This is a genomic window from Marinobacterium maritimum (genome assembly GCF_039523155.1).
Classification (GTDB): Bacteria; Pseudomonadota; Gammaproteobacteria; order Pseudomonadales; family Balneatricaceae; genus Marinobacterium; species Marinobacterium maritimum.
This window is the reverse complement of sequence record NZ_BAAAET010000004.1, coordinates 82,632-94,875: the sequence shown is the minus strand read 5'-3', so window position 1 is coordinate 94,875 and position 12,244 is coordinate 82,632. Positions and strand designations below refer to the sequence as shown.

Genomic DNA, 12,244 nt, shown 5'->3' with positions numbered 1-12,244 from the left:
GAACTCTTGACTGGTGGAACTATGCAGCGTTCAGTAAACGAGTTTCTATACCCACGTCACATTGACGTGCAGGAGATTAGCAAAACCCGCGCTAAAGTGACTCTTGAGCCGCTTGAGCGAGGGTTCGGCCATACTCTGGGCAATGCGCTGCGCCGTATCCTGCTCTCTTCCATGCCGGGTTGTGCAATTTCGGAAGTGGAAATTGAAGGTGTACTGCACGAGTACAGCAGCATCGAGGGTGTTCAGGAGGATGTCATTGAGATCCTGCTGAACCTCAAAGGTGTTGCCATCGCTCTGCATAACGGTGATGAAGCGCTCCTGACTCTCTCCAAGTCAGAGGCTGGTCCGGTGACAGCAGGTGATATCCAGCTGAATCAGGACGTTGAGGTTGCCAACCCGGAACATGTGATTGCGCACCTCAACCCGGGCCATTCGCTGAACATGCAGCTGCGTGTGACGCGTGGCCGCGGTTACGTGCCGGCTGACGCACGTGTGAGCGACGAAGACGAAACTCGTGCCATTGGACGCCTGCAGCTGGATGCCAGCTACAGCCCTGTTCTGCGCGTATCCTACGCTGTTGAAAGCGCACGTGTGGAACAGCGCACCGACCTGGATAAACTGGTGATCGATATCGAGTCTAACGGCACGATCGATCCCGAAGAGTGCATCCGTCGGGCGGCGACCATTCTGCAGCAGCAGCTGGTTGTGTTTGTCGATCTTGAAGATGCTGGCGAACAGACCCGTGCAGAGCCGAATGAACCGGAGATCGATCCTGTTCTTCTGCGTCCGGTCGATGACCTGGAGCTGACTGTACGTTCCGCGAACTGTCTGAAAGCAGAGCAGATCTACTACATTGGTGATCTTATCCAGCGTACCGAAGTAGAACTGCTGAAGACTCCTAACTTGGGCAAGAAGTCACTGACCGAGATTAAGGATGTGCTGGCATCCAAAGGTCTGTCACTTGGCATGCGTCTGGAAAACTGGCCTCCGGCCAGCCTGAAAGGCGATGACAAGGTTGCCTCTTGAGTCTGACTTCGTAACCCTAGTTACAAAGGATTTAGAAAATGCGTCATCGTAAATCTGGTCGACACTTGAATCGTACAAGTGCTCACCGCAAAGCGATGTTCAAGAATATGGCAGTGTCTCTGTTCGAACATGAACTGATCAAGACTACTCTGCCTAAAGCGAAAGAACTGCGCCGCTTTGCTGAGCCGCTGATCACTCTGGCTAAGACTGACTCGGTTGCTAACCGTCGTCTGGCGTTCTCCCGTACCCGCAGCAACGAAGCTGTTGGTAAACTGTTCAACGAACTGGGCCCGCGTTACGCGACTCGTCCGGGTGGTTATGTCCGCATCCTGAAATGCGGCTACCGCGCTGGCGACAAAGCACCGATGGCTTACGTTGAGCTGGTTGATCGTCCTGCTGGCCAGGCTGTAGTTGAAGAATCTGCTGAAGATTAATCACTACTGCACAGCATTAAAAAACCCGGTCCGAAAGGCCCGGGTTTTTTTGTGCCTGTGGATAACTGAAATCAGGGGCGCGCGCCAGCGCCCCCTGGGTGGATTCAACCCAGCAATGGCTTGAGGAAGCGGCCGGTGTGTGACACTTCGCTGTCGGCCACCTGTTCCGGTGTGCCTGTGGCGATGATCTGACCACCGCCACTGCCACCTTCAGGTCCCAGATCGACGATCCAGTCAGCGGTCTTGATCACATCCAGGTTATGCTCGATCACCACGATGGTGTTGCCGTGGTCGCGCAGTCGATCCAGCACGTTGAGCAACTGCTGGATATCGTAGAAGTGCAGACCCGTTGTCGGTTCGTCGAGGATATACAGTGTCTTGCCGGTATCGCGTTTGCTCAGTTCCCGTGCCAGCTTGACCCTTTGTGCTTCACCGCCGGACAGTGTGGTGGCAGCCTGGCCCAGTCGGATATAGCTCAAGCCCACATCGATAAGGGTCTGCAGTCTGCGGGCCAGTGCGGGGATCACATCGAAGAACTCCCGTGCATCCTCCACGGTCATCTCCAGTACTTCGTCGATGCTCTTGCCCTTGTAGGTCACTTCCAGTGTTTCCCGGTTGTAGCGTTTGCCTTTGCAGATATCGCAGGGGACGTAGATGTCGGGCAGGAAGTGCATCTCCACCTTGATTACACCATCACCCTGACAGGCCTCGCAGCGGCCGCCCTTGACGTTAAAGCTGAACCGTCCCGGCTTGTAACCGCGTGAACGGGCCTCCTTGGTGCCGGAAAAGAGTTCACGGATCGGTGTGAAGATGCCGGTATAGGTCGCCGGATTGGAGCGTGGTGTGCGTCCGATCGGGCTCTGATCAATGTCGATCACCTTGTCGAACAGCTCCAGTCCCTCGATGCGTTCGTGTGGTGCTGCATCCAGGGTGGTGGCGTGGTTCAGCTCGGTGGCGGCGACCGGGTAGAGGGTATTGTTGATCAGTGTCGACTTGCCAGAGCCGGACACGCCGGTGATGCAGGTCAGCAGGCCAACCGGAATTTCCAGGTTCACGCTTTTCAGGTTATTGCCGTGGGCCCCGATCAGCTTGAGCACGCGTTCAGGGTCAGCGGCTCGACGTTCAGCGGGAACGGCGATGCAGCGTTCGCCACTGAGGTACTGGCCGGTGACTGACTCGGGCGTAGCCATGATCTGCTCGGGCTTGCCGGCGGCGATCACCTGGCCACCATGCACGCCTGCGCCGGGGCCGATATCGATCAGGTAGTCCGCCATGCGGATCGCATCTTCGTCGTGCTCGACCACGATTACGGTGTTGCCCAGATCGCGCAGGTGTTTCAGCGTCTGCAGCAGGCGCTCGTTGTCACGCTGATGCAGGCCGATGGAGGGCTCGTCGAGTACGTACATGACGCCGACCAGGCCGGCACCGATCTGGCTGGCCAGACGGATGCGCTGGGCTTCACCGCCGGACAGAGTCTCGGCACTGCGTTCCAGTGACAGGTAATCGAGTCCCACGTTGACCAGGAAGGTGAGGCGGTCGCGGATCTCCTTGAGAATCTTTTCGGCGATCTCGCCCTGCTTGCCGCTCAGGTGCAGGTTCTGGAAGTAGTGTTGTGCCTGGCCGATCGGCAGGCAGACGATCTGCGGCAGCGTGTGTTCGTCGATAAAGACATGCCGGGCGTCACGGCGCAGACGACTGCCGTGACAGGATGGGCAGGGCTGCATGTTGAGATACTTGGCCAGGTCCTCACGTACGCTGTCGGACTCGGTTTCGCGGTAGCGACGTTCCAGGTTGTTGATTACGCCTTCGAAGGCGTGCAGCTTCTGCAGCCGTTCGCCGCGGTCGTTACGGTAATAGAAGGCGACCTCTTCATTGCCACTGCCTTCGAGGATCACCTTGCGGTGATGCTCAGACAGGGCTTCAAAAGGCGTATCCAGGCTGAAGCCGTAATGATCCGCAACGGCCTGCAGCTGCTGATAATAGTACAGACTGCGCTTGTCCCAGCCACGGATGGCGCCCTGTGCCAGCGGCAGGGTCGGGTCCTGGACCAGTTTGCGCGGGTCGAAGTACTGGCGTACGCCGAGACCATCGCAGGAAGGACAGGCACCGTGCGGGTTGTTGAACGAGAACAGGCGCGGCTCCAGCTCCTGAATACTGTGGCCACAGGTGGGGCAGGCAAAGCGGGCCGAGAACACCATCTCCTCCACTCCTTCCTCCATCGGTGCCACCTTGGCAATGCCGTCGGCCAGTTCCAGCGCGGTTTCGAAGGATTCGGCCAGGCGGGTCTGCAGGTCGTCACGCACCTTGATACGGTCAATGACCACCTCGATGTCGTGCTTGCGGTTCTTGTCGAGCGCGGGAGCATCATCGAGGTCCACCACCAGGCCATCGATACGGGCGCGGACGAAGCCCTGGGTGCGCAGCTGGTTAAGGATATGCAGATGTTCACCCTTGCGTCCCTGGATCACCGGGGCCAGCAGCATCACCTTGCTGCCTTCGGGCAGGGCCAGCACCTGATCGACCATCTGGCTCACGGTCTGTGCGGCCAGCGGCAGGTCATGCTCGGGGCAACGCGGTTCGCCGGCACGAGCGAACAGCAGACGCAGGTAGTCATAGATCTCGGTGATGGTACCGACCGTGGAGCGAGGGTTGTGTGACGTGGATTTCTGCTCGATCGAGATCGCCGGGGAAAGGCCTTCGATATGGTCCACATCCGGCTTTTCCATCATCGACAGGAACTGGCGGGCATAGGTCGACAATGATTCGACGTAGCGCCGTTGCCCCTCGGCATAGAGGGTATCGAAGGCGAGCGAGGATTTGCCCGAACCGGACAGGCCGGTGATCACGATGAGCTGGTCGCGCGGGATATCGAGATCCACATTCTTCAGGTTGTGGGTACGTGCGCCCCTGACCAGAATCTTGTCCATTACTGCTCCGCTGTAACTGGCAAAAAAGAACCATTATAGAGGTTTGCTACTGGTCGCTAAACCGCCATTCCCAAGTGGACGCGACTTACTATAGGAAGGCGCTGTGTGCTATTCTCAATCCCCTATGAAGCGGCAGGACGCTGCAGCACGATACAACCGAACAACGGGAGATAACTGATGGCGCGTGGCATCAACAAGGTTATTCTGGTCGGCAACCTGGGAGGCGATCCCGAGGTGCGCTACATGCCGTCCGGCAATGCCGTAACCAATGTAACACTGGCTACCAGCGAAAGCTGGAAAGACAAGCAGACCGGTCAAATGCAGGAACGCACCGAGTGGCATCGGGTGGTATTCTTCAATCGCCTGGCCGAGATTGCCGGTGAATATCTGCGCAAGGGTTCCAAGGTCTACGTGGAAGGATCCCTGCGTACACGCAAGTGGCAGGGACAGGACGGTCAGGATCGTTATACGACCGAGATCGTTGCCAGCGAAATGCAGATGCTCGACAGCCGTGGTGGCGCCGGTGATGCTGGTGGTTACCAGTCACAGCCTGACCCCATGGGTTACGGTCAGCCGCAGCAGCAGGCACCGCGTCGCCAGCCGGCACCGCAACAGCAGGCACCGCAGCAGCCGCAGCAGGCTCCTCAGCAGCCGGCACCCGGTTTCGACGATTTCGACGACGATATCCCGTTCTAAACCGTTCCGCTTCTGCGCCTCGAAAGCCCCGCCTTACCCGCGGGGCTTTTGACTTTCTTCGGGGCATTTTTTTCGCCCGGCACGGGTGTGCCGCCGCCCCGCTTTCGGGTATGCTCGAATTTACCGCAACAGCGTAAAAGCCAACTTTTCAGTCGTACAGGTCAACTATTCCGGTATGCCAGCGAGCGCCTATACAACTTCAGCCAAAGTCCTGATCATCGGGGCAGCAGGCCAGGTCGGTCATGCACTGACGGAACTTCTGGAGCAGACATCCGGTATCGAGCCCGTCGCCCTGAGTCGGCGTCAACTGGATATCACCGACCCTGCCGCGGTGCGCAAGCAACTGGAAAAACACCTGCCCGATTACGTCATCAATTGTGCCGGGTTCAACCGGGTTGATGCGGCCGAGCGTCAGCAGGACCAGGCGATGGCGATCAATCGTGATGGTGCCGAGAACCTGGCCGTTGCCACGGCTGCACTGAGCATTCCGCTGCTGCACCTGTCATCTGACTACGTGTTCGATGGTCACTATGCCAGTGGTTACAGTGAAGAGGATGAAGCTTCGCCGCTGGGTGTCTTTGGACGCAGCAAGTGGCTGGGAGAGGAGGCGATCCGGGCCGCGCAGCCGCAGCACCTTATCCTTAGAGTCAGCTGGATCTTCAGTGCCCGTGGCGAGAACTTCCTGCTGCGGACGCTGGAGCAGGCGCGTCATGAACGCACGATTGAAGCGGCTGACGACCGCCGTGGCTGTCCAACCTCGGCCGAGGATGTGGCGCGTGTCGTGCTGGCGATATTGCGTCAGTTGACCTGCGGCATCGACGTGTGGGGTACCTATCACTACTGCGGTGCCGAGATCACCACCCGCTACGGCTTCAGTGAAGCGCTGGTGGCAGCCGCACGCCAGTATGAAGAGCTGGTGGTCGAACAGCTGCAGCCGGTATCCTCGGCCAATCTGCAATGCCTGGCCCAGCGCCCGGCTTCTTCCGTGCTCAAATGCCGCAAACTGCTGGCGACCTTCGGTATCCGTCAGCGTCCCTGGCGCAGCGAACTGCAACGGGTGGTACGAGAAGTCTACGGCGAACTCTAGCAGACGGCTGAAATTCTATCTGCGTTACCGCTCGGGCGGCCTCGATAGCGCTTTTCAACCGTCTGTTGCCGGCGCACCGCAGGTGTTCAGCTGATCAAGCCAGGCCCAGTGTCGCTGAATGCGTCATCGCCACACCCAGGATATAGCCCAGGCTCAGCAGGGCCGCCATCAGTGCCAGACTGCGAGTCTTCAGATTTCTGCCCCGTTTCAGTGCCACCGTCCCGAAGCCGATGTAGGCGACCAGTCCCAGGACCTTGGCGGTCAGCCAGTGGTGGGTCAGCGGATACTGTTCAATCACCAGCATCAGGCCGATCGCGCTGAGCAGCAGCAGCGTATCAATGACGTGTGGCACTACCTTCAGCCAGCGGGTGTTGAGCGCGCGCGGCCAGGTATAGAGCAGAAAGGCACGCAGCAGAAAAAGTGCGATGCTCAGGCCCACCATCGTCAGGTGGCTGTGCTTCAGAATCATGTACGTATTCAAGGTATGTCTATCCCTATAACCAATTGTTGGGTTTTGTGCATATACTGAGACCCAGGTACTGCTTACAAGGGAAGCCATGAACAGGTCCTGGCTTTCCAAACAGTCGATCCGTGATAAGAACTATAACCGGCGGATAGGGTCTTTTGAATCATGAGTCAAAATGATACCGCCCTGATCGACCGTTTTGGTCGTCATGTTCACTACTTGCGCCTCTCGGTGACCGATCGGTGTGACTTCCGTTGCGTCTACTGCATGAGTGAGCAGATGAAATTTCTGCCGCGCGAGCAGGTGCTGTCGCTGGAGGAGATGCTGACGCTGGCACAGCTGTTCGTTGAACTGGGCGTGCGCAAGATCCGCCTGACCGGTGGTGAGCCCCTGGTCCGGCGCAATATTCTCTGGCTGATCGAACGACTTGGTGAACTGCCGGTGGAGCTGGTGCTGACCACCAACGGTTCCCAGCTGCAGCGCTTTGCCCAGCCCCTGCGCCGTGCCGGTGTCAGCCGTCTCAATATCAGTCTCGACACTCTGAATCCCGAGCGCTTTCGCGGTCTGACTCGAAGCGATCGCCTGCAGCAGGTGCTGGCCGGTATCGATGCTGCCTGCGAGGCGGGATTTGATCGCATCAAGCTGAACACCGTCGTGCTGCATGGCCGCAATGAGGATGAGGTACCGGCACTGGTCGAATTCGCCCGTGCACGGGGACTCGATATCAGTTTCATCGAAGAGATGCCGCTGGGCCAGATCAGTGAGCATGACCGGGCTGAGGCCTTCTGCTCCAGTGATACGCTCAGGGAGCGACTGGAACAGCGCTACACCCTGATGCCGACGGCTGAACGTACCGGTGGTCCCTCCCGTTACTACCGCATGGCCGACAGCAACAGTCGTATCGGCTTCATCTCGCCCCACAGCCATAACTTCTGTGCCGACTGCAACCGGGTCAGGTTGACCGCCGAAGGTCGCCTGCTGCTCTGTCTGGGCAACGAACACTCGCTGGATCTGCGTGCCCTGTTGCGTGATCCCGAGTGTAGTTCGGAGCAGTTGCGCCAGGCGGTGATCGACGCCATGCAGCTCAAGCCCGAGCGGCACCATTTCGACCTGGATGACGAGCCCCAGATCCTGCGTTTCATGAACATGACCGGGGGCTGAAGCCCTATACAGATTCGCGATAACCGAAGAGGATAGCCGGTGAACGAAAGCAGACTGCAGCCGCTGGATATAGCGGTCCTGACCATCTCCGATACACGTACCCCAGAAACCGATCGCTCCGGCGACCTGCTGGTCGAGCGCCTGCAGCAGGCCGGACACTGTCTGGCGGACCGCGCCATCGTCGCAGATGACATCTACCAGATCCGTGCTCGCCTGTCGGTCTGGATCGCCGATGCCGGCGTGCAGGTCGTGATTACCACGGGTGGCACCGGCTTCGCCCTGCGTGATTCCACCCCGGAGGCGGTGACGCCGCTGCTGGACAAGCAGGTGGAAGGCTTCGGCGAGCTGTTCCGACAGATCTCCCATGGCGAGATAGGTACGTCCACCATCCAGTCACGGGCGCTGGCCGGGCTGGCCAACGGCACCCTGATCGCCTGTCTGCCTGGCTCTACCGGAGCCTGCGCCACCGGCTGGGATCAGCTGCTGGCGGAGCAGTTGGACAGCCGCTTCAAGCCCTGCAATTTTGTCGGCCTGTTGCAGGCGGCACGGGAGGCGCGTCAATGAGTTCACTGATACCGGTCGAGGCCGCGCTGTCGCAATTGCTTGAGTTGATGCCGGCGCCGACCGCTCACGAAGAGCTGATGCTGGCGGATGCCTGGGGGCGGGTGCTGGCCGAGCCGGTGATTGCTGATGTAGATGTGCCACCAGAGGCCAACAGCAGCATGGATGGCTATGCGATCAGGGCAGAAGATCTAACCGCTGACGCGATACTGCCGGTCTCCCAGCGGATTCCGGCTGGAACCGCGCCCGAGCCGCTGCAACCGGGCACGGCCGCTCGTATTTTCACCGGAGCGCCGATTCCGGCGGGGGCGGATGCGGTGGTGATGCAGGAAGAAACGGTCGAGGAGCAGCAGGGCGTTCGCTTCACGGCGGCCGTGCATCCGGGACAGAATATCCGTCCTCAGGGTCAGGATCTTGAGGCGGGACAGTCGCTGCTGGCGGCGGGCACGAAACTCTCGGCTCAGGCAATGGGCGTACTGGCCTCGGCTGGTATTGAGCGGGTGAGTGTTTACCGCCGTCCCCGAGTGGCGTTGTTGTCCACCGGCGACGAGCTGGTTCAGCCGGGACAACCGCTGGCGCCGGGGCAGATCTACGATGCCAACCGCTTTCTGCTGACCGGCCTGCTGCAGCAGGCGGGTGTGGTATCGATCCGGACCTGGCATGTGGCGGATAGCGCCGCGGCGACGGCCGAGGTATTGCGCGCAGCGGCAGCAGACAGCGACCTGATTCTGTCCAGTGGCGGCGTCTCCGTGGGGGAAGAGGATCATGTGCGCAGCCAGGTCGAGGCCCTGGGGGCGTTGCAGATCTGGCGCATCAAACTCAAGCCGGGCAAGCCGTTTGCCGCAGGGCAGGTATCGGGTACGCCGTTTATCGGCCTGCCCGGCAACCCTGCTTCCAGTCTGGTGACCTTTTATCTGCTGGCGCTGCCGGCGCTGAGGCGCCTGCAGGGCATGGCGGACGAGCCAGTGTGTGGCTGGCAGCTGCCCGCCGGATTCAGCCGGGACCGACCGATCGGTCGTGACGAATACCTGCGTGTCAGAGTGGAAAATGGCCAGCTGGTGCCTCAGGGCAACCAGAGTTCCGGCGTGCTCAGTAACAGCCTGCAGGCCGGTGGGCTGGCGCGAGTGCCGGCAGACAGTTGTGTGGCGACGGGACAGCCGCTGGAATTTCTGCCGTTCAGCCTGCTCTCGGGCTAGTCTGTTGGCAGCTACTCTGCAAAAGCGGGCCTCAACAGGGTAAAATGTGCGCTTTTTCAGCAGCTAGAGGCTGATAGCCGCGAATGAATGCACAACGCCAGGCAGAAGATCCCTATCAGGAGATCCGTCCCTATCGAGATAACGAAGTCGAATCAGTGCTGCAGCGTCTGGTTCGGGATGATGAATGTATCTCGGCCCTGACCCGCTACCAGTTCCCCAGCGCTTCCGGGCCGCTGGGTTGGCTGCTGCGGCCGCTGGTGCGTATCGCCGTGGCGGCACGTGTTGGTGATATCGAGGATGTTCAAGGCTTCCAGATGATGGTCGCCAATTACATGCAGAAGATGATCGCCCGTACCACCACCAGAGTGAGTTGCTCGGGGCTGGAGCGACTGGATCCGAATGAGGCTTATCTGTTCGTCTCCAACCACCGTGATATCGCCATGGACCCGGCGTTCGTCAATTGGGTGCGTCATCAGGCGGGCATGTCCACGGTGCGCATCGCCATCGGCGACAACCTGCTGCGCAAGCCCTATGTGTCAGATCTGATGCGGTTGAACAAAAGCTTCATCGTCAACCGCTCCGCCAAGGGACGTGAAATGATGACGGCGCTGACCCAGCTTTCCGCCTATATCGATCACAGCGTCTGCAGTGGCCATTCGGTCTGGATCGCCCAGCGTGAAGGGCGCGCGAAGGACGGCAACGACCGCACCGATCCGGCGCTGATGAAGATGTTTTACATGTCGCACCGCAAGCAGCGCTCGCTGAGCGAGATGGTGGAACGGCTCAACATCGTGCCGGTGTCAATCTCCTATGAGCTGGACCCTTGTGATGCACTCAAGGCGCAGGAGCTGGCGGCGGTGGCGTTGCATGGCAGCTACCAGAAGTCGGAGTTCGAGGATATCAGCAGCATTGTGCGCGGCATTACCGGCGACAAGGGCGCCGTGCATGTGGCCTTCGGTACACCGCTGAGTGGCGAGTTTGAGTCGCCCGAACTGCTGGCGGCCGAGATCGATCGTCAGATCCATCTCAACTACCGTCTGCACCCGACCAATCTGGCGGCCGCCGGAGAAGAGGTCAGCGCTGAGCAGCAGCAGGCGTTCGAAGCCCGTCTGGCCAGTGTCGATGCAGAAGCAAGGCCTTTCCTGCAGCAGATGTACGCCAACCCCGTGATCAATCAGCGTCAGGCTGAACAGGAGCACTCATGAGCGATCTGACCCATCTGGACGCCCGCGGCCAGGCCCGCATGGTCGATGTCAGCGACAAGGCGGTGACGGTGCGTGAAGCCCTGGCGTCCGGCTGGGTCGAGATGCAGCCTGAAACCCTGCAGCTGATTCTTGAAGGCGGTCACCCCAAGGGGGATGTGCTGGCGGTAGCGCGGATTGCCGGTATTCAGGCTGCCAAGAAAACCCCTGACCTGATTCCGTTGTGCCATCCGCTGATGCTCAGCTCGGTCAAGGTCGAGTTGCTGCCTGAGCCTGAACACAACCGGGTACGCATCGAGGCACGCTGTCGCCTCAGTGGCCAGACCGGGGTCGAAATGGAAGCGCTCACCGCTGTCAGCGTGGCTGCGCTGACCCTGTATGACATGTGCAAGGCGGTGGACAAGGGGATGCGCATCAGCGGTATCGAGCTGGTCGAAAAGACCGGTGGCAAGAGTGGTGACTGGCGTCGGGAGGAGGGCTGATGAAACTGGTCTACTTTGCCCGTATCCGCGAGCAGCTGGGCTGCGATGAAGAGGAGCTGGCGCTGCCGTCCGGCGTGGCGACTCTGGCCGAGCTGATCGACTGGCTGGCGCAGCGCGGCGAGCCCTGGCGCAGTGTTCTGACGGCACCGGATCTGATCTGTGCGCTTAACCAGGAAGTGGCCGGCCTGGAGGCCGCCCTGTCCGATAATGACGAGGTGGCGTTCTTTCCACCGGTAACAGGAGGTTGATTTGAACACCCCCAAGGCGACACCACTGCTGTTTCTACGTTCACTGATTTACTATGCCGGCTTCTATCCGGTGACCATGGTGTTTTCAACCATCTGCCTGATCATCGGGCCCTTGCTGCCGTTTCGGGCAAGGTTCAAGTTTCTGACCCTGATCAACTACTTCTACATCATCTGGTTGCGCATCTGCTGCGGCGTCAAGGTGAAGGTGACCGGTCGTGAGCATCTGCCGGCCGAAGGCAGCTATGTGGCGATCGCCAACCACCAGAGCGAATGGGAAACGCTCTATTTCCAGCTGCTGATCCGTCCTCAGGCGGTGGTACTGAAGCAGGAGCTGCTGCGCATTCCGCTGTTCGGCTGGGCGCTGGCGCTGCTCAAGCCGATCGCGCTGGACCGCAGCAAGAAGCGCGGTGCGCTCAAGCAGTTGCTGGAGCAGGGCAAGGCGCGGTTGGCGGATGGCATCCCGCTGCTGATCTTCCCACAGGGCACCCGGCTGCCCGTGGGGCAGCTGGGCCGCTGGAACAAGGGGGGCGCCATGCTGGCGGTGAGCAGTGAAGTGCCGATGGTGCCGATCGCGCATAATGCCGGCCTGTTCTGGCCGGGCAAATCGTTCATCAAGTTTCCCGGGACCGTTGAGGTGGCGGTTGGGCCTGCGATCGAGACCCGTGGCAGGAGCGTGGAAGAGGTCCATGAGGCCGCCACGGTCTGGCTGGAAAACACCATGCGTGAGCAGGGCAGCCTCGACTGAGGCCGGCTTTGCG

Annotated in this window: 13 protein-coding genes; 11 read left to right on the top strand and 2 right to left on the bottom strand. The window is 60.0% G+C overall.

Annotated elements, in window-relative coordinates; translation table 11 throughout:
* The first annotated feature begins 21 nt into the window (after positions 1 to 21).
* Both ABD013_RS15045 and rplQ read left to right on the top strand, forming a co-directional pair.
* Complete coding sequence (locus tag ABD013_RS15045; RefSeq protein WP_343807701.1) at positions 22 to 1,026, top strand: DNA-directed RNA polymerase subunit alpha; 1,005 nt, start codon at positions 22 to 24, stop codon at positions 1,024 to 1,026.
* Positions 1,027 to 1,064: 38 nt separating this feature from the next.
* Positions 1,065 to 1,460, top strand: coding sequence for a 50S ribosomal protein L17 (gene rplQ / locus ABD013_RS15040; protein ID WP_343807698.1), 396 nt, complete (start codon positions 1,065 to 1,067; stop codon positions 1,458 to 1,460).
* A 104-nt stretch (positions 1,461 to 1,564) separates the two neighbouring features.
* Here rplQ and uvrA read toward each other — a convergent pair whose 3' ends face one another.
* Positions 1,565 to 4,387: an excinuclease ABC subunit UvrA gene (gene uvrA, locus ABD013_RS15035; RefSeq protein ID WP_343807695.1), complete on the bottom strand. Its 2,823-nt coding sequence runs from the start codon at positions 4,385 to 4,387 to the stop codon at positions 1,565 to 1,567.
* 177 nt (positions 4,388 to 4,564) lie between these two features.
* Between uvrA and ssb the strand changes: the two genes are divergently transcribed.
* Positions 4,565 to 5,083 carry a single-stranded DNA-binding protein gene (gene ssb / locus ABD013_RS15030; protein ID WP_343807692.1) on the top strand — a complete coding sequence of 173 codons (519 nt, stop codon included), beginning with the start codon at positions 4,565 to 4,567 and terminating at the stop codon, positions 5,081 to 5,083.
* A gap of 175 nt (positions 5,084 to 5,258) precedes the next feature.
* The gene (gene rfbD / locus ABD013_RS15025) at positions 5,259 to 6,170 is read left to right on the top strand and encodes a dTDP-4-dehydrorhamnose reductase (protein ID WP_343807689.1); all 912 of its coding nucleotides are present in this window, start codon (positions 5,259 to 5,261) and stop codon (positions 6,168 to 6,170) included.
* 94 nt (positions 6,171 to 6,264) lie between these two features.
* Here rfbD and ABD013_RS15020 read toward each other — a convergent pair whose 3' ends face one another.
* A complete protein-coding gene (locus ABD013_RS15020) occupies positions 6,265 to 6,639 on the bottom strand; it encodes a SirB2 family protein (protein ID WP_343807686.1) in 375 nt (124 codons plus the stop codon).
* Between the two features lie 162 nt (positions 6,640 to 6,801).
* On the opposite strand from ABD013_RS15020, the gene moaA reads away from it, so the two are divergent.
* The 7 genes from moaA (at position 6,802) to ABD013_RS14985 (ending at position 12,231) form a co-directional block, all read left to right on the top strand.
* A complete protein-coding gene (gene moaA / locus ABD013_RS15015) occupies positions 6,802 to 7,797 on the top strand; it encodes a GTP 3',8-cyclase MoaA (protein WP_343807683.1) in 996 nt (331 codons plus the stop codon).
* Positions 7,798 to 7,836: 39 nt separating this feature from the next.
* A complete protein-coding gene (moaB, locus tag ABD013_RS15010; RefSeq protein WP_343807680.1) occupies positions 7,837 to 8,361 on the top strand; it encodes a molybdenum cofactor biosynthesis protein B in 525 nt (174 codons plus the stop codon).
* Entirely contained in the window at positions 8,358 to 9,554 is a 1,197-nt protein-coding gene (locus tag ABD013_RS15005) for a molybdopterin molybdotransferase MoeA (RefSeq protein ID WP_343807676.1), read from the top strand. The genes moaB and ABD013_RS15005 overlap by 4 nt, the downstream gene beginning before the upstream one ends.
* 83 nt (positions 9,555 to 9,637) lie before the next feature.
* Entirely contained in the window at positions 9,638 to 10,759 is a 1,122-nt protein-coding gene (locus tag ABD013_RS15000; RefSeq protein ID WP_343807673.1) for a 1-acyl-sn-glycerol-3-phosphate acyltransferase, read from the top strand.
* Entirely contained in the window at positions 10,756 to 11,238 is a 483-nt protein-coding gene (moaC, locus tag ABD013_RS14995; protein ID WP_343807670.1) for a cyclic pyranopterin monophosphate synthase MoaC, read from the top strand. Before ABD013_RS15000 ends, moaC begins: the two co-directional genes overlap by 4 nt.
* Complete coding sequence (gene moaD, locus ABD013_RS14990) at positions 11,238 to 11,486, top strand: molybdopterin converting factor subunit 1 (RefSeq protein WP_343807667.1); 249 nt, start codon at positions 11,238 to 11,240, stop codon at positions 11,484 to 11,486. Before moaC ends, moaD begins: the two co-directional genes overlap by 1 nt.
* A gap of 1 nt (position 11,487) precedes the next feature.
* Positions 11,488 to 12,231 carry a lysophospholipid acyltransferase family protein gene (locus tag ABD013_RS14985; RefSeq protein ID WP_343807664.1) on the top strand — a complete coding sequence of 248 codons (744 nt, stop codon included), beginning with the start codon at positions 11,488 to 11,490 and terminating at the stop codon, positions 12,229 to 12,231.
* Positions 12,232 to 12,244 lie beyond the last annotated feature (13 nt).